Here is a 22,268-nt window from a genome sequence, read left to right on the forward strand (position 1 = left end):
TTCGGCTGTCGAGAGACTCAGCGCACGGTGTGCACGATCAGCACGTCCGAGCGGGATTTGCGCGCCACGTCGGAGGGCACCGAACCGAGCAGCCGTCCGGCCAGGGTGTTCAGCCCCCGGTTGCCGACGACCAGCAAGTCGGCGTCGACTTCTTTCATCAGCGCCAGCAGCGACTCCACCGGCTCGCCGACGATGGCGCGCTCGACGATGTCGGCCGCCCCCGCGGCGATCGCCTTGTCCCGGGCGATACGCAGGATCTCGTTGGTCGGGGCGGAGCCGCGCACCTGGTACGCCTCCTCCTTGAGTACGTCGGCGGCGGCGGCCACGTCGCGGTCATCGGTGGGGTAGTACGCGCAGGCCACGACCAAGGTCGCGCCGGACACGCCGGCCAGGGCGCCGGCCTTCTCGACGGCGACATACGACGAGTCCGAGCCATCGGTACCGACGACAATGGTCCGGTAGGCGGTCATTCTCTCCTCCAACTATGCGGTGGGTCGGGTGCTGCGCGCGGGTTCGTCCGGGCTTCCCGGGGCGTCGGCGCGGCGACTGGGCTCGACCATAGCGGCAAATGGTAGGGAAATTTCAGAAATCGCAAGACATCACACTCGAGGTGTTCCGCCATTCCCGCCGGGTATTCGCCAGGGAATGCCGGAAAGACCAGACCAACCAGCGCAGACCCAATTCCCGAGACCTGCCCCTGTGAGGTGCCACAACCGTATCGAACCATGATGCGACCGTGGGATATTCATCACAGAGCCAGGTCCGTCACACGGAGATCGGCCCGCCCCGCCGCGTGAATCACGCTCCCGGGACGGGCCGATCGAGTTGGTCCACCGCGCGGCTACGGCCACTGCCGATAGTTCGCCCAGAATATGCCGAGAATCGCTCCGATGATGTCCATGTCTTCCTCTTCCTCTTGTAAAAAGGACGCGCAATATTAGCGCGCGGAGCGGACTGCGCGGGCGAGACTAGAGATCGAAAAGCGGCCTGGTGACGGTCAATCCGAGTTCGTCGACGTGCGCGAAGAACGCGAACAGCATCAGTGCGGCGCCCGCGAGAGCGAGGTCCTTGGCGAACTGGGTCGTCTCGGCCTGCTTGATCTGCGGGTCGGTCTCCTGCCAGAACCGGTGCATCACGACAGCGGTCGGCAGCAACGCGATCACGAGCAGCAGCGAGCCGAGATCGGCCCAGATACCCAGCAGCACGCTGAGACCGCCGAGGCCGAAGAGGACGCCCGAGCCGAGCACCGCGGCCTTCGCCATCGGAACGCCTTTGTTTCGCGCATACCCCGCCATCGCCTCGGTCTGGGTGAAATGCCCGACAGTGGAAGTCAGGAACAACACCGCGAACAGCACTCGTCCGATCAACACCACGACATCCATGTCCAGCTCCTAGTCGACTCTCCGGCAACTAAGCTCGCATCGGCATGACCTTGGCCGTGACCTCGTTGCGCAAACGCAGCGAATTCTTGGCGTATTCCAGAGGGGCCATACCCACTTCCGCGGTGAACTCACGTGAGAAGTGGGCCTGGTCGAAATAACCCAGGTCCGCGGCCAACGCGGCGAGGTCTGCGGTGCGGCCCTTGGCGAGCAGATCGGCGCCGTCCTGCAACCGATAGCGCCGCAGGACCCATTTCGGTCCCGCACCTACGTACCGGCGGAACATGCGCTGCAATGTCCGGACGGGCACATCGAATCTCTCGGTGACCTGATCGACCCTGGTCAGCTCTTGATCACCGGCCATCGCGTCGACGATGCGCAGCACCAATCGGTAGGTCGGGTCCTCGACGGCGGGATGGTCGGCAAGGTACTCCTCGACAACGCACCGGCGCCGCTCGACGGTCGGCGCGTCGAGCACCCGCTCGGTCAAGCTCGCGGTATCGGGCAGCACGTCGGCGATGGGCACGGCGCGATCGCGCAACGAGCCGACATCGAGTCCGGTGAACGCGCCGAACCCGCCCGCGCGGAAGCGGATACCGAAGGTTTCCCCTACCCCGCTGAGTTCACGGATGAACTTCGTGGTGGTCACGCCGGTGACGAATCCACCGGTGCGCATCTCGGACCGTTCGAAGGTGACGTTCACACTCGGATAGGACAGCACCTCCGCCTGGTACGGAGGCCGCCCACGCAGATCCCAGCGCACCGCCCAATGCCACTCGACGTAGCGACCCACCGGTGGGCTCGGCGGCAAGCGGACCAGCGAGCGATGCTTCGCCTGCTCGTGCGGATGCAGAATCCCCTTGGTGTCGGTGGGCGCCAGCGGATGGCGGGCAACCGGCGGCTCGTCGGCGGGCGGTTCGGCGCTACGCGGCATGGTGTCGCGTTCTTACAAGACCCGACGACCAGCACCGGCGAGAGTTGTGGTCATGACGAACACAGTGAATCCCATCGCCGACGGCTACCACTCGATCACTTGTTTTCTCGCGGTCGGTGACGGCAACAAAGCCATCGAGTTCTATCGCGCCGTATTCGGAGCCGAGGTGCTCAGTCGCAACGACCTGCCCGACGGGCAGCCCGCGCACGCCGAACTGAAGATCGGCGACTCGACCCTGCAGATGGGGATGCCGATCCCGGACAACGGCGTGCTCGCCCCGAACGGCGAATGGGTGCACACCTCGATCGTGCACTACTGCCCGGATGTCGACGCGGTGATGCGGCGGGCCGTCGAACACGGCGCCCGCAGCGTCGAGGAGCCGCAAACCTTCGTGACCGGCGACCGGTTCGGCGTGGTCATCGACCCCTTCGGCCACCGCTGGGCGGTGCTCACCAAGGTCGAGGACGTCTCGCGCGAAGAGGCCGAACGCCGGGTGAACGAATGGATGGCCACCCAGGCCTGACGGCACGGCTGCCTCCGCGGCTGTTCGGCGAACGGCTCGCGGAGGCAGCGCCGCTGCGGCGCGGCTCAACTCAATCCGGCGGCGTCCATGCCGCGCAATTCCTTCTTCAGATCCGCGATCTCGTCGCGTAACCGCCCGGCGAGCTCGAACTGCAACTCCCGGGCCGCGTTCATCATCTGTGCGGTGAGTTCCTTCACGAGATCGGCCAGTTCGGCGCGCGGCATCGACTTGACGTCGCGGCCTTCGTACACCCCCGCGCTCACCGCGCGGCCCGGCTCGCCTTGCGCACGCCTGCCACGGCTGGCATTGCGTCCGGAACCGCCGACCTCCACCTCGTCGGCCTCCCGATACACCTGGTCGAGGATGTCGGCGATCTTCTTGCGCAGAGGCTTGGGATCGATGCCCATTTCCTCGTTGTAGGCGACCTGCTTCGCGCGACGGCGCTCGGTCTCGTCGATGGCGTACTGCATCGAATCGGTGATCTTGTCCGCGTACATGTGCACTTCACCGGAGACGTTTCGCGCCGCGCGGCCGATCGTCTGGATCAGTGCGGTGGTGCTGCGCAGGAATCCCTCCTTGTCCGCGTCGAGGATCGCCACCAGCGACACCTCGGGCAGGTCGAGACCCTCGCGCAGCAGGTTGATGCCCACCAGTACGTCGTATTCGCCGAGCCGCAGCTGCCGCAACAACTCGACGCGGCGCAGCGTGTCGATCTCGGAGTGCAGGTAGCGCACCCTGACCCCCAGCCCGAGCAAGTAGTCGGTGAGGTCCTCGGCCATCTTCTTCGTGAGCGTGGTGACCAGAACGCGCTCGTCGCGCTCGGTGCGCTGCCTGATCTCGTGGATCAGATCGTCGATCTGCCCCTTCGTCGGCTTCACCACGACCTTGGGATCGACCAAGCCGGTCGGCCGGATGACCTGCTCGACCACTTCACCGCCGGTCTGCCCCAGCTCGTACGGACCCGGAGTGGCCGACAGGTAGACCGTCTGCCCGATGCGATCGGCGAACTCCTCCCAGGTCAGCGGCCGGTTGTCCACCGCGGACGGCAACCGGAAGCCGTATTCCACCAGGTTGCGCTTGCGGGACATGTCGCCCTCGTACATACCGCCGATCTGGGGGACGGTGTTGTGCGACTCGTCGATGACGAGCAGGAAGTCCTCCGGGAAGTAGTCCAGCAGCGTCGCAGGCGCCGAACCGGCCGGACGGCCGTCGATGTGGCGCGAGTAGTTCTCGATGCCGGAGCAGAACCCGACCTGGCGGATCATCTCCAAGTCGTACTGGGTGCGCATGCGCAGCCGCTGCGCCTCGAGCAATTTCCCCTGGCGTTCCAGCTCGGCGAGCCGCTGCTCCAGCTCGGCCTCGATTTCGCGCACCGCGCGCTCCATCCGCTCCGGCCCCGCCACGTAGTGGGTGGCGGGGAAGATCCGCAGCATGTCCACCTGGCGGACCACGTCGCCGGTGAGCGGGTGCAGGTAGTACAGCGCCTCGATCTCGTCGCCGAAGAACTCGATACGGACGGCGAGTTCCTCATAGGACGGAATGATCTCCACGGTGTCGCCGCGCACCCGGAACGAGCCGCGGGTGAACGCCATGTCGTTGCGGGTGTACTGCACGTCCACCAGCAGCCGCAGCAGCGCGTCCCGATCGAGCTCGGTGCCGACCTGCAACTGCACCGACCGGTCGAGATACGACTGCGGCGTGCCGAGACCGTAGATGCACGACACGGAGGCGACCACCACCACGTCGCGCCGGGACAGCAGGCTGGAGGTCGCCGAATGGCGCAGCCGCTCGACATCGTCGTTGATCGAGCTGTCCTTCTCGATGTAGGTGTCGGTCTGCGCGATGTACGCCTCGGGTTGGTAGTAGTCGTAGTAGGAGACGAAGTACTCCACGGCGTTGTTCGGCAGCATCTCGCGCAGCTCGTTGGCCAGCTGGGCGGCGAGCGTCTTGTTCGGCGCCATCACCAGCGTCGGCCGCTGCAACCGCTCGATCAGCCAGGCCGTGGTGGCCGACTTTCCCGTACCGGTGGCGCCGAGCAGTACCACGTCGCGCTCTCCCGCTCTGATCCTGCGCTCGAGCTCGGCGATCGCGGCGGGCTGGTCGCCCGCGGGCTGGTGATCACTGACCACCTCGAACCGGCCGCCGACACGCTGGATCTCGCCGACCGGGCGGAACTCCGAGTGCGCCAGCGGTTGCTCGGCGGCCCTGTCCTCGTAGCCCTCCGCCGGGATCTCGGTTGCGAATGCCATGCCCACCAGCGTAGGCCCACTCACCGACAGATTCCCGGGGCGGCGGGCGGCCACGAATCGACGAACTGCTCGCCGGACCGGTCGGCGCGGCAACAAACGCATCGGGCCTCCGAGCCGGCCACGGCGTCACGCTCACCTGATGTAGCTCGCGGATTACTGCGTCCGACTCGACGGGCCGGGGGCGACGGTAGATTCTTGAGGCATGACGCAGGCACCTATCGTCGACGTGCACCGGCCCAAAGTCGAGTACTTCAACATCGCGGACCTGACGAACACGGATCCGAAGGGATTCGTACGCACGGTCGAGAAGTACCGCGTCGAGCCGTGGGGCCTGTACATGGCGCGTACCTCGGACCATTCGCAGTTCCATTACATCGAGTCCTGGCTGCTGCCGAAGCTGCACCTGCGCGCGACCATCTTCCACTATCTCCCCGCCCACCGGCGCGACCAGGACTACTACCTCGACGTCGGTGACTTCAGGGTGGTCGCCCCGAAGAAGTGGATGGCCGTCGACCACTACCTCGACATCATCGTGCGCTCGTCGCGCGACACCCAGTTGCTGGACGTCGACGAACTGCTGGCCGCACACACCGCGGGACTGATCTCCCTCGCCGACGCCGAGGCGGCCGTGCAACACGCGACCGCCGCCATCGACGGCATCGCCGCCAACGGCCACACCTTCGAAGGATGGTTGGAGACGATGGACATCACCCTCACCTGGCTGTAGCGCCAGTCGCCCGTAGGCCGTAGCCCACACACGCGGAGGCGGTCCAGTCATGAGCGATCGCGTTCCAGCACCGTCCGGGTCCTCGAAGTACCGCGCGAACTGATTCTCCACGCGCGGAACCGGCCCCGGGCAACACCCCGAACGAGCGGGCCGAGAGCTGTCTCGGTACAGCGCGAGCGGATCGCGGTCGAGCCGCACGGACTCCGACGAAGGCCGAGAACGGCGGGGGGTGAACTCGACCGTCGCCGTAGTGCTAGCCCGCCGACGTCTCCCGCCAGGCCAGAGCCCGGGGATAGGCGGCGTCGAACCACGGTTCCTTGACGTCGAGGTAGGCCGCGGTCGCCTCCGCACCGGTCAGCCCCGCCGCCTTGGCCTCGCCCTCGCGCTTCAGGGCGAGATACTCCGCGCGCGCACCGGCGTCGGCGCGCAGCCAGTCCCGCAGCAGCAGCGCGTACTGCTGACCGGGCGAGCCTTCGGCCCGCACGTGCACGTTGGCCAACCGGCCGGGATCGGCATTCTGATGAAAACGCTTGGTCCACAGGCCGGTATCGATGCCGGCCGGGTCCCCCGGTGTCGGCTTGGGGTTGTCCTGGGTGACCTCCGGCCGAACCGGGAAGCCGGCGGCGCCGAGCGCGTCACGCAGGCCGTCGGCGGCGGCCAGGTCGGTGACCGTGATCTGCAGATCGATCACGTCCTTGGCGGGCAGTCCCGGCACCGAGGTGGAGCCGATGTGGTCGATGCGGGAGGCCGCGCTGCCGCAGGCGACCCACAATCGCGCGATCAGCCGCTGCGCCTGGGCCGGCCACTCCGGATCGGCGGGCACGAGCCGGATGTCGCCGCGGCGCGCGGACACACCGGCACGCAGGTTGCGCTCGAACGGCACCAAACGCTCGGCCCACAGGCGGCGAAGCTCGACCTCGACCGCCCCGGGTGCGCCACTGTTATCCAGCAACACATCGGCAACGGCTCGGCGCTGTTCGTCGGTGGCCTGCGCCGAAATGCGCGCGCGGGCATCGGCTTCGCTGACGCCGCGGAATTCCACCAAACGGCGGATACGTGTTTCGGCATCCACGTCGACGATCAGCACGAGATTCATCAACGGCGCGAGTCCGTTTTCCACAAGCAGCGGAATATCCTGCACGACAATGGCATCCGGAGCCGCGGCCGCGATCAATTCTGCGGTGCGCTTTCCGACGAGCGGGTGGGTGATCGCATTCAATTTTGCGCGCGCCGCGTCGTCCCCGAAGGCCCGCGCCGCCAGGGCCGGCCGGTCGAGGCTGCCGTCCGCGGCGAGGATGCCTGCGCCGAACGCTTCCACCAGGGCGGCCAATCCCTCGGTGCCCGGCTCGACGACCTCCCTGGCGATGAGATCGGAATCGATGACCACGGCGCCGAGGTCGGCGAGCACCCGGGCGACCGTCGACTTCCCCGCTCCCATGCCTCCGGTGAGGCCGATTCGTAACATTCGACCAGTCTCCCATCCGGACGCGGCGCGAGCGTTCGCCGCCCCGATCACGGTCGGCGACACTCGGCCGATCGGCGGTCGACCGCGCTCGACATGCGATCTCCCGCCGAATCACGAGCAATCCGCTCGATTACCCGAAGCACGCGCGCGTGCCACCACCTGCGGCACCATTTGCCCGATCCGTGACTGCGCCGAGACCGATTCGCAACAATTCCGGATGTTTACGGCTCGGCGGTGACACCTTTCCGACACGCCGAGGCAATTACTCGGGCAAAATACGCTGCCGAGCAGTTTCGTTCCGCTAATCTTCGCCGTGGCGATCCAGGCCGACACCAGCGATGCAAAGGAATACCATTGGGCACCAGAATCAACCAGACGGGTCGCCACCGTTTGGGCATGGCGGGGCGAGTGCACTGCATTCAGATTCCCGCTGTCGCGGCGGCGCTCGCCGAGCACCGTCGCTCTTGGTTCACCGCGTTCATCAGTCCCGCGCGGCACAGTTTCGCTGCCATGCGGAACCGTCCGGCCGCACCCGCGGTCCGGTGGGTACCTGCTACCGCAAGCTGAACCCGAGTTCGAAGTGGCCCAGCCTCTCGCCAAGGCTGGGCCACTCTTTTGTGCGCCGAACGCGGCGCGGTGCGCGGCGGCGCAATCCGTGCGACTCACGGTCCGACCCTCGGCCGACCTGGTGTTCGCAGGAGTGAATGTAAGTACAGATGCAAGAACATTCACCCGGGACAGTCGGAATCCGCGGCCGGTATACCGCGTCTGGACCGAATTCATCGGCGGCATCTCATAAAACAGCATGTGCACTCGCCTTACGGAACTCGCGAAGGGTCCGGTACTCAGGCCGCCCAGCGGATATTTCTCAGGATTCTCCTGCATTTTCCGGCTTCATGCGGCGCAAGCCAAGTGAAAGAGCCATCGGCCTATCGGGCGCATTGATCCCGGAGGAATGCCGAGGAAGGCAGCCGGAAGCTCATCGTCCGACCCGAGCCGAAACGAGTGACGGCGAAGCCGACGGTGCGACGGGACGCCGAGATTCCGCATTCATAGGCGGCCGAGACATTACAAGTTTTCGAATTCGATGTTCTGCCAGCAATCTTTCGTCTTCGAGACCTTCGTCGCGGAACCCGGTGCCACGCTCTCCCGCGCGGTGCCCGCCACTCGCTGAGCCGACCCGCCTACAGGCCGAGAGACCGGACCAGGTCACGCATCTCGGCGCGGAAGAGTTTCGCCGGGTCTCGGGATTGCGGGCGCAGGTGGCCGTACACCTCGAGCGCGATCAATCCGTGCATCCTGCCCCACATGCGCAGAGCCAGAGCCAGCGCGTCCGGAGGCAGCTCCGGGAAGTCGGAACGGACGTGCTCCGCCAAGGCCGCGTCGAAATCCGACCACGCGCAGTCCCCGGCAGTCTGCGTGGCCGCGGCCCGTGGCCATGCGGCACTCGCCAGACCGACCAGCCCGGTGCAGGCACGCAATTCGGCCGCTGCGGCGGGACCACCCGGCGGCGGCCTGTAACCGGGCACCGGGTCACCATAGATGAGCCGGAATTCGGCGGGCCGCTCAACGGCCCAAGCGCGCACGCCCTCGGCCCAGGCCATGATGCGCCCGGCCGGATCTTCGACCGGTACGGCGTCGCGTGCGGCTTCGAGGCGGTCGACCAAGGCGGTGTAGACGTCGGAGATGAGCGTGGAGATCAGGTCGTCGCGGGTGGCGTAGTAGCCGTATATCGCACCCGCCGTCATCCCCATCTCGCGGGCGATGGCACGCAACGAGATCGCGTCCGGACCTCCCTCCATGAGCAGCCGCATCGCGATCGCGGTGATGTCCTCCAGCGTCTGCGCGCGCAGGCGCTCCCGGCGACTTCTGACGACCTCGGCCACGGTTGACACTCTACAGCGTTTGGCTACTATCAGCCGTGCCGTTACTGAACGGCGTGTAGTAAATGAACGTCGTTAAGGAGTAATGGTGGATATCGGAGTTTTCGGGGCTACCGGCGTCATCGGTTCGCGGGTCGTCGCCGAAGCCCTACAGCGCGGGCACCGGGTCACCGCCTTCACCCGCGACGCGGCCCGGTTCCCCGCTCGGCACGGGGACGAGACGTGGGCGGTGGCCGACTGGCTGAACGCCGAGAGCGTGGCGGCGGCGATCGCAGGCCTCGACGTGGTCGTGAGCGCGGTGAACGCGGGGCACGGCATCGCCGATACCATCGCCAACGCGCACGATTTCGTGGTTGGTGCGCGAGCGATGGTCGCCGCGCTGGATCGGCAGCCGCGCGTCCGGCTGATCGCGGTGGGCGGAGCGGGCAGCCTGGAGGTGGCGCCCGGCGTACAACTGCTCGACACCGGGGACGAGTTCATTCGCAATCTCACCGAAGTGCTCGACGTCCCGGCGGAGTATGTCGAGGTGGTGCGTGCGCTGCGCGACGCGTTGAACGTCTACCGGCTGTCCAACCGCAATTGGACCTATCTGAGCCCCTCCTCGGGGCGGATCAATCCCGGCGAGCGCACCGGCCGCTTCCGGATCGGCGGCGATCAGTTGCTCGTCGGCGGCGCGGATCTCTCCGCCGAAGACGTAGCGGTCGCGCTCCTCGACGAAGCCGAGCAACCCCGCTTCATCCAACGCCGGTTCACCGTCGGCTACTGAGCGCGTACGAATCCACGGACCCCGTTTGTGTCGGACCCCTCCGGCACAATGAACATCGTCGGACGTCGAACGAGTTGCCGCCCAATGTAATCCGCAACCCGACCGAGGAGAGTCCATGCCTGAAGTCCACGCTTCGACGCCCGACCCACGTGACCCGGCGACCATCGACATCGATCGCGCGATCGAGTCGGCGGTCGAGATCGAGCGGCACCGGTATCTGCTGCACCGCGCGGTGGAGGACTACCGGTTGCGGGTCAGGCGGCGGTTCGAGCATTTGGACCCGCCGGAGCTGGAACTGCGCCTGCGTCAAGCGGAGCAGTTCATCGAGGCGCTGATGATCGACCCGATCAGGCACGGTGCGCTGGACTTGGTCGCCTACCGGGCAATTCGGGACGGTGCACCGGTCGTGTTCGATGCCGAGCGCCGGACGTATGTCCTGCGTCGGCACGGGCAGGCTCCATTGCCTATCCGCCCTGGCTTGCCGGAGCATCGGCTGGGTGTGATCGCCCGGCTGGCGGGGATCGGCCTGCGTTTGGAGGAGATCCAGGTGGTGGCGCTCACGACGGCGCAGACAGTCGCTCCGCACGAAGCGGCCGAGCGACCCGAGGAGGTGCCCGAGGTGCAGCGCGGAACGACGAAGCCTTCACGGGGGATTCGCAGGCCGCATCGCCGAAAGCGCCCTGCGGGGCGTTGATCAGAACCACAAACGACTGCACCCCAACCGGAAACCGGTTGGGGTGCAGTCGCGAATCAGCTCAGCAGATGCCGATCAGGCGTTGCCGGACAGCTTCTCACGCAGAGCCGCCAGCTGAGCGTCGCTGGCCAGCGAACCGCCGGCGGGCTCGGCCTGGCTGGCGGAGGACTGCGAACCGCTCTCGGAGGAGTAGTTCGACGCGCCGCCGCCGTTCGCGGCCTCGGCCGCGGCGTCGGCCGCCATCTTCTCCATCTGCGCGGTGTGCATCTTGTGGCGACGCTCCGCCTCGGCGTAGCGGCCTTCCCACTCCTCGCGCTGCTTGTCGAAGCCCTCGAGCCACTCGTTGGTGTCGGGGTCGAAGCCCTCGGGGAAGATGTAGTTGCCCTGCTCGTCGTAGCTGTCGGCCATGCCGTACTTCGACGGGTCGAACTCGGCGTGGTAGTCCTCGTTGGCCTGCTTGAGGCTCAGCGAGATCCGGCGACGCTCCAGGTCGATGTCGATGACCTTGACCATCGCGTCGTCGCCGACGGCCACGACCTGGTCGGGAACCTCCACGTGGCGCTCGGCCAGCTCGGAGATGTGCACCAAGCCCTCGATGCCCTCCTCGACGCGGACGAACGCGCCGAACGGAACGAGCTTGGTGACCTTGCCCGGCACGATCTGGCCGATCGCGTGGGTGCGGGCGAACTGACGCCACGGGTCTTCCTGGGTCGCCTTGAGCGACAGCGAGACGCGCTCGCGATCCAGATCGACGTCGAGCACCTCGACAGTGACCTCGTTGCCGACCTCGACGACCTCGGACGGGTGGTCGATGTGCTTCCAGGACAGCTCGGAGACGTGCACCAGACCGTCCACGCCGCCCAGGTCGACGAAGGCGCCGAAGTTGACGATCGAGGAGACCACACCCTTGCGGACCTGGCCCTTCTGCAGCTGGTGCAGGAACTCGCTGCGCACCTCGGACTGGGTCTGCTCCAGCCACGCGCGGCGGGAGAGCACGACGTTGTTGCGGTTCTTGTCCAGCTCGATGATCTTGGCTTCGATCTCCTTGCCGACGTACGGCTGGAGGTCACGGACCCGCCGCATCTCGACGAGCGACGCGGGCAGGAAGCCGCGCAGGCCGATGTCGAGGATCAGGCCGCCCTTGACGACCTCGATGACGGTGCCCTTGACGGCCTCGTCCTTCTCCTTGAGCTCCTCGATGGTGCCCCACGCACGCTCGTACTGCGCCCGCTTCTTCGACAGGATCAGGCGGCCTTCCTTGTCCTCCTTGGTGAGAACAAGGGCCTCGACCTCATCGCCCACGGAAACGACCTCGTTGGGGTCGACGTCGTGCTTGATGGAGAGTTCACGAGAGGGGATGACGCCTTCGGTTTTATAACCGATGTCGAGCAGGACCTCGTCGCGATCGACCTTGACGATGGTTCCTTCGACGATGTCGCCGTCGTTGAAGTACTTGATCGTGGCGTCGATGGCGGCGAGGAAATCCTCGGCGGAGCCGATGTCGTTGACGGCTACCTGCGGCGAGGTGACGGTGGTGGGCATATGTCGGTTTGCTCCGGACGGATTGTGGTCGGTTGCGGACATTGGAACTTTCGGTACGCTGCGATCTCACCGCGAGGTGTGAAGACGGACACTTAGGAACGTACCGCACGCGACGCGCGTGAAACTCAGCACGGGTTGAACTCCGGTACGGCTGTACGGAAGACACTCGCGCGTTCAGCGTACGCGACCTCGGTCCGGGCGGGCAAACCGGTCGGGTCGCCACGCCGATAGTCTGATCGGCGTGTCGGAAGATCGCCATGCGCAAGCAAACGCACTGCTCGGAACGGCGGGAATAGCGCGAACCCGGATCGGATCGGCGGCCAGCAGGCTGGCCAGCCGACGATGGTGGGACGCCGATGCCGCCCAGTACCACGAGACGCACGCGGAGTTCCTCGGCGTGGAGTCGCCCGGCGGCGAGTTCGTCTGGTGCCCGGAGGGCATGCACGAGGGCGACATGCGCTTCCTCGGCGACGTCACCGGCAAGCGGGTGCTGGAGATCGGTTGCGGCTCGGCTCCGTGCGCGCGCTGGCTGGCCGGGCAGGGTGCGCGGCCGGTCGGGCTCGACCTGTCGCGCGGCATGCTCGAACGGGGGCTGGCGGTCATGGCGCGCGGCGGGCCGCGGGTGCCGCTGGTGCAGGCGGACGCGGAGGCTCTTCCGTTCGCCGACGCCTCGTTCGATCTGGCCTGCTCGGCGTTCGGCGCCGTGCCGTTCGTCGCCGATTCCGCGCTGGTGATGCGCGAGGTGGCGCGGGTGCTGCGGCCGGGCGGGCGCTGGGTCTTCTCGGTGAACCACCCGTTGCGCTGGATCTTCCCGGACGATCCCGGTCCGGCGGGGCTGACCGCCACCATCCCGTACTTCGACCGCACCCCTTATGTCGAGGTGGACGGCGACGACGTGCCCACCTACGTCGAGCACCACCGGACCATCGGCGACCGCGTGCGCGAGATCGTCGCGGCGGGATTGGTCCTGGAGGACATCGTCGAACCGGAATGGCCGGAATGGCTCGATCGCGAATGGGGACAGTGGAGCCCGATGCGCGGCGAACTCTTCCCCGGCACGGCGATCTTCGTCACGAGGAAGCCGTGAGCTTCGGATGATGCTCGTCGGCCAGCTCGAGGATCGAGACCTCGTGCGTGACCAGCATCTCCTGCGACCGCGGCTGACCGGCGATCTCGCGCAGCCGCTCCCGGAACGCCTCGGCCGCGGCCATGCTGTCGAAGTCCACGTCGACGAGCACCCGATTGGGATAGTGCGTGAATCGCTGCACCCGGCAGTTGCGAGCCCCCGCCTCGGCGAGGAAATTGTCGAAGGCGTCGAACATCGGTTTCCACGTCTCGTAATCGCGCACGACGTGGTCGATGTGCACTGTCGCGGCCATCTGTGTCCCCTTTCCGTGGGTACGGCCGAAGTTGCCGACACTTAGCAGTCTTCGCGCCGATCGGGCGGGGCACCATCTCTGATCGGTCTCGGAGTCGCGTCACTGCGACTTCGGTTTGCGCCCGGCCTGATCCAGCGCCAGGCGCAGCGCGTACTCGATCTGGGCGTTGATACTGCGCAGGTCGTCGGCCGCCCACTTCGCGATGGCGTCGTGGACGGCCGGGTCCAGGCGTAGCAGCAGTCTCTTGCGCTCAGCCACGGGCCGCCCGCCTCATGAGTAGAGCGAACCGGCGTTGACGACAGGCTGAGTCGGACGGTCACCGCACAGCACGACGAGCAGGTTCGACACCATCGCCGCTTTGCGCTCCTCGTCCAGCTCCACCATGCCTTCCTGCGCAAGCCGCTCCAGAGCCAGGCCGACCATGCCGACCGCGCCCTCCACGATCCGGGTTCGCGCGGCGACCACCTGGGCCGCCTGCTGCCGAACCAGCATGGCCTGGGCGATCTCGGGCGCGTAGGCGAGGTGGGTGATCCGCGCCTCCAGCACCTCGATGCCCGCCATCTCGGTGCGGTCACGCAATTCCACGGTCAGCTCCTCGGCGACCTCGGCGCCGTCACGCAGGCTGGTGCGGCCCGCCTCGTGCGCGTCGTAGGGATGCGTCGTGGCCAAGTGCCGCACGGCCGCCTCGGACTGGGTCTCGACGTACTCCTCGTAGTCGTCGACGGCGAAGGCGGCCTTGAAGCTGTCCACCACCCGGTAGACGACCACCGCGGCGATCTCGACCGGGTTGCCGTCGGCGTCGTTGACCTTGAGTTTCTGGGTTTCGAAATTCCGCACGCGCAGCGAGATGCTCTTGCGGTCGGTCAGCGGGAGCACCGAGAAGAAGCCCGGTTCGCTCACCGAGCCGACGTAGCGGCCGAAGAACTGCACCACCTTGGCTTCGTTGGGGTTCACCACGGTCAGGCCGGTCGCGAGCAACAGCAAGACGACCACCATCACCGTCGCGGCCACCGCGCCGGCCACGGCGAGGCCGTTGCCGTGGCGGGCTCCCGCGACGAAACCGAACGCCGCGGCGGCGCCGAACAGGAGCGTGAGCACGAACCATCCCAGCAGCACCAGAAAGCCGTTCAGGCGGAACGCGGATCGAAACTGCATGACATCCTCCCAATATCAGAGTGATATCACGAAGATAGCATGCTGCCGCCGCGCCCCACCAGGCAGCGGCGGCGGCGAACTCACCGGGCGTCCGGCCGGATGTTGCGGTTGAAGCGGAACAGGTTGCGCGGATCGTGCTGCGCTTTGAGCGCCGCCAGCCGGGCGTAGGTGTCGGGCCGAAAGCCTGCGCGGGTCTGCGCCTCGTCCGCCTCGGCGCCCGCCCCGTAGAGGAAGTTGAGGCTGTGCCCGAGAGTCCACGGCGCCAGCGCGGCACGGATATCGGCTCGGGTCGCGGCAGCCTCGGGGCCGGTGATGATCCGGACGACATAGGAGGCCTCACGATGGTCCACCGCGATTCCGGCGTCGCCCGGGCGGGCCGACGCGCCACCGAGATGACGGATGTCGACCACCGCCCCCGCGCCGGATTCCGGCCCAGCGGCAGCCAGCAAGGCCGCGGCGGCGTCCTCGGTGAACTCACTCAGCAGCGCGTTGGTGGCAGCGTAAGCGTGCGGGTGATCGGGGTCGCTGTGAATGGTGTGCGACTCGGTGTACGGCATCGTGCGCAGGTCGTCGGTCAGCCGTTCGCCGACCGCACGCAGCGGTGCGATCAGCCGTTCGGCTTGCTCGGCAGGCCCGTTGTACGCGATCCGGATCGAGGCGACGTACCGTCCGCGCAGTTGCGCGGGCACCGGCGGGATATCCGGGAATGCGAGCATGGCGACCGTCGAGGTGAGTTCCTCCGGCACGGTCGCGGTCCATTGCCGCCACGCGTCCAACGCCCGCTCCACCAGCGGCGTGTCGAACACCAACTGCCCGCCGTACACCGTGGTGACCGGGACCAGACCGACCTCGAGGCCGGTCACGACACCGAAGTTGCCTCCGCTGCCGAGCACGGCGCCGAACAGTTCGTCGCCCGGCGACAGCGTGCGCACCCTGCCGTCGGCGGTGACCAGCTCGATCGCCCGCACGTGCTCGGCGGCGTACCCGAACTGACGCGCGAGCAGTCCGACGCCGCCACCGAGCAGATAGCCCACCATCCCCACCGACTGGGACGAGCCGTTCAGCGGCGCCAATCCGTGCTCGGCCGCCGCGTCGACCAGCGCGCCCGCGCGGACCCCGGCGCCGATGTGGGCGGTCCCGCGGACGGGATCGATGCGGATGCCAGCCAACCGGCGCGTGCTGATCAGCACTCCCCCGTCGGCCGCGACCGACAGCCCGTGGCCGGTCGCCTGTACCGCGATCGGCAACTCGTGCCGCGCCGCGTACTCCACGGCAGCGCGCACGTCCTCGGCGTGCGCAGCGCCGACGATCAGGGCGGGGCGATGCGTGTAGGCGGTCTGGAAACCGGCGGTCTCCGCGTCGTAGCCCGCGTCGCCGGGACGGAAGATCGGGCCGGTGAAGGCGTCGAGGTCGATGGTCTCTGCTATGTGTCCCATGGCTTCGACGATTCCCTGACGAGTTCAATAAGTAAAACAGCCAGCTTTTCTACTTCCTATAATTGCTAGTTATGGAATTGCGGCAGCTTCGCTACTTCGTCACGGTGGCCGAGGAGGCGAACTTCACCCGCGCGGCGGCGCGGCTGCATCTGACCCAGCCCGGGCTCAGCGCCCAGATCCGTCAGTTGGAGCGCGAGCTCGGCCTGCCACTGCTCGACCGTGGCGGGCGTACGGTCACACCGACCGAGGTGGGCGCGGCCGTGCTGCCGCACGCGCGGGCGGCGCTGGCCGCCGCCGAGCGGATCACCCACATGGCGGACGAGTTCACCGGGTTGCTCCGCGGACAAGTTCGGCTCGGGCTCATCTCGGGGGCGGCGGTCGAGGAATTCGACGTCGCCGCTGTGCTCGCCGATTTCCACCGAGACCACCCGCAAGTCGGCATCAGCTTGACCGAGGACACTTCGGAGCGGATGCTCGCCGCCCTCGACCGGGGCGAACTCGATGTGGCTCTGATCGGAATGACCGGCGCGGACGTCGGTCCCGGCATCGGTATCGAGGTGCTGCTGGAGACCGCGGTGGTGGCGGTCGCGGCGAGGGACCTCGGTGACGGCGCCGAGATCCCGGTCAGGACGCTGCGCGATCGTCCGCTGATCTGTCTGACGCCGGGCACCGGCATCCGCGCCGTCTTCGAGCGAGCCTGCGCGGCGGCGGGTTTCGAACCCGCCGTCGCTTACGAGGCGGCGGCGCCCGCACTCTTGCTGCGGTTGGCGGCACGCGGTCTCGGCGTGGCCGTGGTGCCCGATCTCACCGCCGAGGAGGCCGAGGCTTTCGGAGTGCGGACCATGCGCATCGTGGAACCGGAAGTGCGCGGGCGTCTCGCGCTGGCCTGGCGCACCGACCGTCCCGCGAGCCCAGCCGCCGAAGTGCTGCTCGGTCAGCTGCGAATCGCCCTGCGCGTCGACGAATGAACCGACCGGCCCGCCGGAGTGGCAAGCGCCCGCCGCGACCAGGGCCGTCTCCGGCCGCCGTGCGGGACGAAACAGCGCGGACAACGTGGTCGACCCGATCGCGAGTGTGCGGCGGTGGTGGGGCGTCGTCGGTGGAGTGAGCGGTGGATCTCCGCGGCGTCGAGTTCTCAGACGCTGGCGATGGTCTCTATGAGGCTTGCGAAGCTGTCTCTGCCGTGGCCGGCTTCGATGCCTCTGTGTGTAAGCGATCTGATGAGTTGGGGCAATTCGGTGTTGATGCCGCGCTGTCGGGCGGCGTGGATGAGGTGGTCCATGAGGGGCGCGTCGAGCTCGAGCCATTCCTCGTCGCCGGGGTACCGGCCGTTGTCTATCTGCTGGGCGTAGTCGGCGATGACCGACGCGATCGTGGTCGACATCCAGTGATTCAGCAGCGGGGCCGTCGATGCCGCACGAACCTCGGCCGTGCGCAGCAATGCCGCGCTGTACAGGTATCCGACGAGGGTGGCCCACGCGAAGTTCAGCATCGCGACGTCGTAGAGCGCTGCCGTGCCCGGGTTCGGTCCCAGATACGTCGCGCTACCCAGCTGCCCGAGCAGTGGTTCGTGACGGGCGAACAATTCTTCCGAACCGCTGTACACGAGGACCGTCTCGGGCTTGCCGACATGTTCGGGGTGCGCCATCAGCGCACCGTCGAGGTACCGGCCGCCACGTTCGGCCACCCAGGCGGCCAGTCGCCGGGCCTGCGCATCGGTGCCCGAGGTCACGTTCACCAGATCGCGGGATGTGATGTGCTGTTCGGCCCGTCCGAGGATCCCGGCGGCAGCGTCGTAGTCATCGACGCACACGACGACCAGGGCCGCGGCGTCGAGAGCCGCGTGCAGTGAATTCGCTTGCGCGTCGTCGTGCTCGTCCCAGAACGTGACCGCGTTGTGCATCGTTAGAGCTTCGGCCAGCGCCGCTGCTCGGACGCCGCGTCCGAGCACGGTCACGGATGTCCCCGTAGGTGTACGCATCAGATCTTCTCTCCGCATTGCTTGCCCACCGGGACGTGGGCGAAGGGCTTGGTGCGGCTACGCTAATCCTTCACATGGATGTGAGAGTCAAGTCGGAGAACCGTGATGCGCATCGGTGAACTGTCGGAACGAACGAGCGTCAGCCAACGGCTGCTGCGCTACTACGAGGAACAGGGCCTCTTGGCCCCTCTCCGTGAGCCGAGCGGTTACCGAAGCTATCGCGACAGCGATATCGAGCGGGTCCATCGCATCCGCACTCTGCTGGCCGCGGGCCTCAGCACTGCCACCATCGCTCATGTCCTGCCCTGCATCCTCGACACCGGCGACGGGCTGGCCGCGGCCTGTCCGGACCTGCTCGCCGATCTGCACCGGGAACGCGACAGGATCTCCGCCGCCATCGGTGAGCTCACCAGCGCACAGCACGCTTTGGACTCCATCATCCACGCCACGAAGCGATGAATCGCCGGTACCGCCGCGCCGCTCGGAGTCCGAAGGCGGGAAAGCCGCGGCAGGCAGATGCGCGGCGATGATTTTCTTCAGCTCGACCCGTCTGAAGTTGTATGAGTTTGATTGGTAAGAACGCGGTGGTGTACGGAGCGGCAGGCAGTATGGGCGGGGCAGTGGCGCGGGCGTACGCCGGCGCAGGGGCACAGGTCTATCTGGTCGGGCGCACTCGGGCGACGCTGGAAATCGTGGCCGAGGAGATCACGGCATCCGGTGGTCGCGCGAAGGTCGCAGAGGTCGACGTGTTCGATCGAACGGCTGTAGAGGCTCACGCAGACGAGATGATCGAAGAAGCCGGCTCGCTCGATATCTCCTTCAACGCGGTAGGTATGAAGGCAATCCAGGACGTGCCGCTGGTCGATATGGACCTCCAGGACTTCATGATCCCGATCATCGAGGCCGCGCGTTCACACTTCATCACCACGACCGCGGCGGCACGCCGGATGACTGCGCGGGGTAGCGGGGTCATCGTCCTGCTATCCGCTACCGCAGCCGCTGAATATCGGTACCGCATGGGTGGATTCAACATCGCTTGCGCCGGCATCGAGGCCCTCAACCGCAGCCTCGCTGGCGAAGTCGGCCGGTACGGGGTGCGCGTCGTATGCATTCGCTCCAACTTCGCCCCGGAGACCGTCCCCGGCCTGTCCGAGAACGACCCCTCCCTGCAGACCTTGATAGGCGATACCCGACTCGGGCGACTTCCCCGCCTCGCCGAGGTGGCCGACGCGGCGGTATTCGCCGCGTCCGACATGGCAGGCGCCATGACCGGCGCGGTCCTCAACCTTTCGTGTGGCGCCCTCGTCGACTGACTTCGAGACCGGGAGGCCTTCGGGGACCTGGTGCCGGATACCGCCCTCGTCGGTGACGGAAATCAAAGCAGTCGTGAAAGGAAGGCCTTCGTGCGCTGCTGGCGTGGATCGGCCAGCAGCTGCCGAGGCGGTCCCGCCTCCACGACCACGCCGCCGTCCATGAACGCCAGTTGATCGGCCACCTCGCGGGCGAATCCCATCTCATGGGTCACGACGACCATCGTCATGCCCGAGCGAGCGAGTTCGCGCATGACCGTGAGGACTTCGCCGACCAGTTCGGGATCCAGCGCGGAGGTCGGCTCGTCGAACAGCATGAGTTTGGGGTCCATGGCCAGCGCGCGGGCGATCGCCACGCGCTGCTGCTGACCGCCCGACAGTTGCGCCGGGTAGGCGTTCGCTTTGTCCGCCAGGCCGACCCGGTCCAGCAATTCCCGCGCCCTGGTCACCGCGTCGGCCTTGCGGACCTTCTTGACCTGGGTCGGCGCCTCGATGATGTTCTCCAGCGCGGTCCGATGCGGGAACAGGTTGAAGTGCTGGAACACCATGCCGATCTCGCGGCGCTGCTTGGCCGCGTCGCGCGGGTGCATCTCGTGCAGCTTGCCGTTCTTCTCCCGGTAGCCGACGATCTCGCCGTCGACGTAGAGCCGGCCCGCGTTCACCTGTTCCAAGTGGTTGATGCAGCGCAGGAAGGTGGACTTTCCCGAGCCGGACGGCCCGATGAGGCACAGCACCTCACCGCGGCCCACCTCGAGCGAAACGCCCTTGAGCACCTGCAGCGCCCCGAAGTTCTTGCAGACCCGGTCCGCCACGATCATCGGAGGGGAGGTGGTCTTCTCGACGTCCACGCTCATTTCGCCTTCTCCACCTGCTGGGCGTCGGCGAGTTCCTGCAGCTGCTTGGCGGTCAGCCTGCGGGAGACGCCGCGCGAGTAATAGCGCTCCAAGTAGTACTGCCCGACCATGAGCACGCTCGTGATCGCCAAGTACCAGGTGGCAGCGACCAACAGCAGCGGAATCGGCTGGAAGTTCACGCCGTAGATATCGCGTGCCCGGCCGAAGAGGTCGGTGCTCAGCGGGATGCCGGTGACCAGCGAGGTGGTCTTCAGCATGCCGATGAGCTCATTGCCGGTCGGCGGGATGATCACGCGCATAGCTTGCGGCAGCACCGTGCGGCGCATGGTCTGATTCCAGGACATGCCGAGCGCGAACGACGCCTCCCGCTGCCCCTCGCCGACGGAGTTGATCCCGGCCCGGACGATCTCGGCCATGTAGGCGGCTTCGTTGAGGCCGAGGCCGAGCACCGCGAAGGTGAACGCGGCCTGCAGTTGCTGCACGTCGAGTTGGAAGAACTGCGGCCCGAACGGAACGCCCAACTGGATCTGGCTGTAGAGCGAGGGGACCAACCCCCAGAACACCAGCTGCACGAACACCGGGGTGCCGCGGAAGATCCAGAGGTACACCCACGCCGTGGCGCGCAATACCGGGTTCGGTGACAGCCGCATCACGGCCAGCATCGTCCCGAGCGCGACCGCGATCGCCATCGCGCACACCGTCAGTTCCAGCGTCACGATGGCGCCCGCGGTGATCCGGCTGTCGAACAGATACTTCCAGTAGGTGTCCCAGCGATAGGCCGGGTTCGTCGCGGCGCCGTAGACGAACAGCGCCACCAGGACGAGGATGACCGCCGCCGCTATCCAGCGCCCCGGCCTGCGCAGCGGAACCGCTTTGATCGGCTCCGGCTCCCGCGTCGAATCCACTCCGCCGGGCCCGGGATCACCGGGCGCAGGCCGAGTGTCGTTGTCCGCCATCGATCAGCTCACGGCGCCGTTGATGACGGACGTGGTGATGGCGCCTTCCTGGACACCCCAGTTCTTCGTGATCTCGAGGTACTTGCCGTTGTCGATCAGGTGCTGGACGGCCTTTTGCAGCACGGCGGCCAGCGGCGCGCCCTTGGGCACCGCCCAGCCGTAGGGTGCGGAGTCGAACACCGGCCCCGCGGTCTCGATCTTGCCGCCGCTCTGCTTGATCGCGTACGCGGTCACCGGGGAGTCGGCCGACATGGCGTCGACCTGGCCGAGAACCAGCGCGTTGGTCGCGGCGCTCTGCTCGTCGAACGGCTTGATATCAATCGCGGGCTTGCCCTCCGCGACGCACTTGGCGCTCTTGGCGGGCACCTCTTCGGTGTGCTCCACGGTCGTGGCCTGGACGGCGACCTTCTTGCCGCAGGCGTTCTCCGGGTCGACCGGCTTGCCCTTCTGCTGGGCCCACTGGACACCCGCGTTGAAGTAGGTGGTGAAGTCGACCTGCTGCTCGCGTTCCTTGGAGTCGGTGATCGACGACATGCCCACGTCGTAGGTACCGGCCTGGATCGCGGGAATGATCTTCTCGAAGGCCGACTCGACGTATTCGGCCTTCACGCCGAGCACGGAGGCGACCGCGTCCATCAGGTCCACGTCGAAGCCGACGATCCGGCCGCTGGCGTCCCTGTACTCGTTCGGCTGATAGGGGACGTTCACGCCGACCACGAGTTTGCCGGACTGCTTGATCTTGTCGGGCAGCTGCGCGGCGATCTCTTCGACCTTGTCCACCTGCACCTTGGCCACCGAGGGTCCGGTTTCCTCGGTGTTGGTGGTACATCCGGTCAACACGAGCGCGCCCGCGGCGAGCGCGCCCGTGGCGGCTCGCAGGACGCGCCTGCCGAGAAACGATCGATCAGACACAGCAGTCCTCCACATTTTTGCTCCACGCAACCCGGGCGTCACCACCCGTTTGGCAATCTAAGCGACCGGGACGCTCCGCGCTGGACAGTAATGCAACAGCAACACGAAACCGTCGCCGGTCCC

23 protein-coding genes are annotated in these 22,268 nt (G+C 67.1%); 8 read left to right on the forward strand and 15 right to left on the reverse strand.

What is annotated here, in order from left to right; genetic code table 11:
* Positions 1-17: 17 nt before the first annotated feature.
* The 3 genes from K8O92_31355 to K8O92_31365 form a co-directional block, all read right to left on the reverse strand.
* Complete coding sequence (locus tag K8O92_31355) at positions 18-470, reverse strand: universal stress protein (GenBank protein ID UAK32152.1); 453 nt, start codon at positions 468-470, stop codon at positions 18-20.
* Between the two features lie 498 nt (positions 471-968).
* The gene (locus K8O92_31360; protein UAK32153.1) at positions 969-1,382 is read right to left on the reverse strand and encodes a DoxX family membrane protein; all 414 of its coding nucleotides are present in this window, start codon (positions 1,380-1,382) and stop codon (positions 969-971) included.
* 28 nt (positions 1,383-1,410) lie between these two features.
* Positions 1,411-2,313: an AraC family transcriptional regulator gene (locus K8O92_31365; GenBank protein UAK32154.1), complete on the reverse strand. Its 903-nt coding sequence runs from the start codon at positions 2,311-2,313 to the stop codon at positions 1,411-1,413.
* Between the two features lie 52 nt (positions 2,314-2,365).
* Here K8O92_31365 and K8O92_31370 point away from each other — a divergent pair, with 52 nt between their 5' ends.
* Positions 2,366-2,836 carry a VOC family protein gene (locus K8O92_31370; protein UAK32155.1) on the forward strand — a complete coding sequence of 157 codons (471 nt, stop codon included), beginning with the start codon at positions 2,366-2,368 and terminating at the stop codon, positions 2,834-2,836.
* Positions 2,837-2,901: 65 nt separating this feature from the next.
* On the opposite strand, the gene uvrB is transcribed toward K8O92_31370, so the two are convergent.
* Positions 2,902-5,085 carry an excinuclease ABC subunit B gene (uvrB, locus tag K8O92_31375; protein ID UAK32156.1) on the reverse strand — a complete coding sequence of 728 codons (2,184 nt, stop codon included), beginning with the start codon at positions 5,083-5,085 and terminating at the stop codon, positions 2,902-2,904.
* Between the two features lie 202 nt (positions 5,086-5,287).
* Here uvrB and K8O92_31380 point away from each other — a divergent pair, with 202 nt between their 5' ends.
* Entirely contained in the window at positions 5,288-5,812 is a 525-nt protein-coding gene (locus K8O92_31380; protein UAK32157.1) for a DUF402 domain-containing protein, read from the forward strand.
* Between the two features lie 253 nt (positions 5,813-6,065).
* Here K8O92_31380 and coaE read toward each other — a convergent pair whose 3' ends face one another.
* Together coaE and K8O92_31390 are read right to left on the reverse strand one after the other, a co-directional pair.
* A complete protein-coding gene (gene coaE / locus K8O92_31385; GenBank protein UAK32158.1) occupies positions 6,066-7,277 on the reverse strand; it encodes a dephospho-CoA kinase in 1,212 nt (403 codons plus the stop codon).
* 1,184 nt (positions 7,278-8,461) lie between these two features.
* Complete coding sequence (locus K8O92_31390) at positions 8,462-9,163, reverse strand: TetR/AcrR family transcriptional regulator (protein UAK32159.1); 702 nt, start codon at positions 9,161-9,163, stop codon at positions 8,462-8,464.
* Positions 9,164-9,248: 85 nt separating this feature from the next.
* Here K8O92_31390 and K8O92_31395 point away from each other — a divergent pair, with 85 nt between their 5' ends.
* Both K8O92_31395 and K8O92_31400 read left to right on the forward strand, forming a co-directional pair.
* Positions 9,249-9,926: an NAD(P)H-binding protein gene (locus K8O92_31395; GenBank protein UAK36056.1), complete on the forward strand. Its 678-nt coding sequence runs from the start codon at positions 9,249-9,251 to the stop codon at positions 9,924-9,926.
* Between the two features lie 115 nt (positions 9,927-10,041).
* The gene (locus K8O92_31400; GenBank protein UAK32160.1) at positions 10,042-10,620 is read left to right on the forward strand and encodes a hypothetical protein; all 579 of its coding nucleotides are present in this window, start codon (positions 10,042-10,044) and stop codon (positions 10,618-10,620) included.
* A 75-nt stretch (positions 10,621-10,695) separates the two neighbouring features.
* Here K8O92_31400 and rpsA read toward each other — a convergent pair whose 3' ends face one another.
* Complete coding sequence (rpsA, locus tag K8O92_31405) at positions 10,696-12,162, reverse strand: 30S ribosomal protein S1 (protein ID UAK32161.1); 1,467 nt, start codon at positions 12,160-12,162, stop codon at positions 10,696-10,698.
* A gap of 241 nt (positions 12,163-12,403) precedes the next feature.
* On the opposite strand from rpsA, the gene K8O92_31410 reads away from it, so the two are divergent.
* Positions 12,404-13,249, forward strand: coding sequence for a class I SAM-dependent methyltransferase (locus K8O92_31410; protein ID UAK32162.1), 846 nt, complete (start codon positions 12,404-12,406; stop codon positions 13,247-13,249).
* Here K8O92_31410 and K8O92_31415 read toward each other — a convergent pair.
* The 4 genes from K8O92_31415 to K8O92_31430 all read right to left on the reverse strand — a co-directional run bounded on the left by K8O92_31415 (position 13,233) and on the right by K8O92_31430 (position 16,132).
* On the reverse strand, positions 13,233-13,541 hold the full coding sequence (locus K8O92_31415; protein ID UAK32163.1) for a hypothetical protein: 309 nt from the start codon (positions 13,539-13,541) through the stop codon (positions 13,233-13,235). The two genes, K8O92_31410 and K8O92_31415, sit on opposite strands and share 17 nt — an antisense overlap.
* 99 nt (positions 13,542-13,640) lie before the next feature.
* The gene (locus K8O92_31420; protein UAK32164.1) at positions 13,641-13,799 is read right to left on the reverse strand and encodes a hypothetical protein; all 159 of its coding nucleotides are present in this window, start codon (positions 13,797-13,799) and stop codon (positions 13,641-13,643) included.
* 12 nt (positions 13,800-13,811) lie between these two features.
* A complete protein-coding gene (locus K8O92_31425; GenBank protein UAK32165.1) occupies positions 13,812-14,696 on the reverse strand; it encodes an SPFH domain-containing protein in 885 nt (294 codons plus the stop codon).
* 80 nt (positions 14,697-14,776) lie between these two features.
* Entirely contained in the window at positions 14,777-16,132 is a 1,356-nt protein-coding gene (locus tag K8O92_31430; protein ID UAK32166.1) for an FAD-binding oxidoreductase, read from the reverse strand.
* Between the two features lie 71 nt (positions 16,133-16,203).
* On the opposite strand from K8O92_31430, the gene K8O92_31435 reads away from it, so the two are divergent.
* A complete protein-coding gene (locus tag K8O92_31435) occupies positions 16,204-17,100 on the forward strand; it encodes a LysR family transcriptional regulator (GenBank protein ID UAK32167.1) in 897 nt (298 codons plus the stop codon).
* 167 nt (positions 17,101-17,267) lie between these two features.
* On the opposite strand, the gene K8O92_31440 is transcribed toward K8O92_31435, so the two are convergent.
* Positions 17,268-18,113 (reverse strand): NAD(P)-dependent oxidoreductase, encoded by an 846-nt coding sequence (locus tag K8O92_31440; GenBank protein ID UAK32168.1) that lies wholly within the window; start codon positions 18,111-18,113, stop codon positions 17,268-17,270.
* A 105-nt stretch (positions 18,114-18,218) separates the two neighbouring features.
* On the opposite strand from K8O92_31440, the gene K8O92_31445 reads away from it, so the two are divergent.
* Both K8O92_31445 and K8O92_31450 read left to right on the forward strand, forming a co-directional pair.
* The gene (locus K8O92_31445; GenBank protein UAK32169.1) at positions 18,219-18,572 is read left to right on the forward strand and encodes a MerR family transcriptional regulator; all 354 of its coding nucleotides are present in this window, start codon (positions 18,219-18,221) and stop codon (positions 18,570-18,572) included.
* 101 nt (positions 18,573-18,673) lie between these two features.
* Entirely contained in the window at positions 18,674-19,426 is a 753-nt protein-coding gene (locus K8O92_31450; GenBank protein ID UAK32170.1) for an SDR family oxidoreductase, read from the forward strand.
* A gap of 62 nt (positions 19,427-19,488) precedes the next feature.
* On the opposite strand, the gene K8O92_31455 is transcribed toward K8O92_31450, so the two are convergent.
* From K8O92_31455 to K8O92_31465, 3 genes are read right to left on the reverse strand one after another with little or no spacing between them, the layout of a single operon-like run.
* Positions 19,489-20,241, reverse strand: coding sequence for an amino acid ABC transporter ATP-binding protein (locus K8O92_31455; GenBank protein UAK36057.1), 753 nt, complete (start codon positions 20,239-20,241; stop codon positions 19,489-19,491).
* 32 nt (positions 20,242-20,273) lie between these two features.
* Positions 20,274-21,233, reverse strand: coding sequence for an amino acid ABC transporter permease (locus tag K8O92_31460; GenBank protein ID UAK32171.1), 960 nt, complete (start codon positions 21,231-21,233; stop codon positions 20,274-20,276).
* 3 nt (positions 21,234-21,236) lie between these two features.
* Positions 21,237-22,160 (reverse strand): ABC transporter substrate-binding protein, encoded by a 924-nt coding sequence (locus tag K8O92_31465; protein UAK32172.1) that lies wholly within the window; start codon positions 22,158-22,160, stop codon positions 21,237-21,239.
* Positions 22,161-22,268: the final 108 nt, after the last annotated feature.

The organism is Nocardia asteroides (assembly GCA_019930625.1).
Classification (GTDB): Bacteria; Actinomycetota; Actinomycetes; order Mycobacteriales; family Mycobacteriaceae; genus Nocardia; species Nocardia sputi.

Excerpts from the sequence above, each read along its gene's own strand:
- K8O92_31355 (UAK32152.1), bottom strand. The coding sequence starts at position 470 with ATGACCGCCTACCGGACCATTGTCGTCGGTACCGATGGCTCGGACTCG.
- K8O92_31360 (UAK32153.1), bottom strand. The coding sequence starts at position 1,382 with ATGGATGTCGTGGTGTTGATCGGACGAGTGCTGTTCGCGGTGTTGTTC.
- K8O92_31365 (UAK32154.1), bottom strand. The coding sequence starts at position 2,313 with ATGCCGCGTAGCGCCGAACCGCCCGCCGACGAGCCGCCGGTTGCCCGC.
- K8O92_31370 (UAK32155.1), top strand. The coding sequence starts at position 2,366 with ATGACGAACACAGTGAATCCCATCGCCGACGGCTACCACTCGATCACT.
- uvrB (UAK32156.1), bottom strand. The coding sequence starts at position 5,085 with ATGGCATTCGCAACCGAGATCCCGGCGGAGGGCTACGAGGACAGGGCC.
- K8O92_31380 (UAK32157.1), top strand. The coding sequence starts at position 5,288 with ATGACGCAGGCACCTATCGTCGACGTGCACCGGCCCAAAGTCGAGTAC.
- coaE (UAK32158.1), bottom strand. The coding sequence starts at position 7,277 with ATGTTACGAATCGGCCTCACCGGAGGCATGGGAGCGGGGAAGTCGACG.
- K8O92_31400 (UAK32160.1), top strand. The coding sequence starts at position 10,042 with ATGCCTGAAGTCCACGCTTCGACGCCCGACCCACGTGACCCGGCGACC.
- rpsA (UAK32161.1), bottom strand. The coding sequence starts at position 12,162 with ATGCCCACCACCGTCACCTCGCCGCAGGTAGCCGTCAACGACATCGGC.
- K8O92_31415 (UAK32163.1), bottom strand. The coding sequence starts at position 13,541 with ATGGCCGCGACAGTGCACATCGACCACGTCGTGCGCGATTACGAGACG.
- K8O92_31425 (UAK32165.1), bottom strand. The coding sequence starts at position 14,696 with ATGCAGTTTCGATCCGCGTTCCGCCTGAACGGCTTTCTGGTGCTGCTG.
- K8O92_31430 (UAK32166.1), bottom strand. The coding sequence starts at position 16,132 with ATGGGACACATAGCAGAGACCATCGACCTCGACGCCTTCACCGGCCCG.
- K8O92_31435 (UAK32167.1), top strand. The coding sequence starts at position 16,204 with ATGGAATTGCGGCAGCTTCGCTACTTCGTCACGGTGGCCGAGGAGGCG.
- K8O92_31440 (UAK32168.1), bottom strand. The coding sequence starts at position 18,113 with ATGCGTACACCTACGGGGACATCCGTGACCGTGCTCGGACGCGGCGTC.
- K8O92_31445 (UAK32169.1), top strand. The coding sequence starts at position 18,219 with ATGCGCATCGGTGAACTGTCGGAACGAACGAGCGTCAGCCAACGGCTG.
- K8O92_31450 (UAK32170.1), top strand. The coding sequence starts at position 18,674 with ATGAGTTTGATTGGTAAGAACGCGGTGGTGTACGGAGCGGCAGGCAGT.
- K8O92_31455 (UAK36057.1), bottom strand. The coding sequence starts at position 20,241 with ATGATCGTGGCGGACCGGGTCTGCAAGAACTTCGGGGCGCTGCAGGTG.
- K8O92_31460 (UAK32171.1), bottom strand. The coding sequence starts at position 21,233 with ATGGCGGACAACGACACTCGGCCTGCGCCCGGTGATCCCGGGCCCGGC.
- K8O92_31465 (UAK32172.1), bottom strand. The coding sequence starts at position 22,160 with ATGTGGAGGACTGCTGTGTCTGATCGATCGTTTCTCGGCAGGCGCGTC.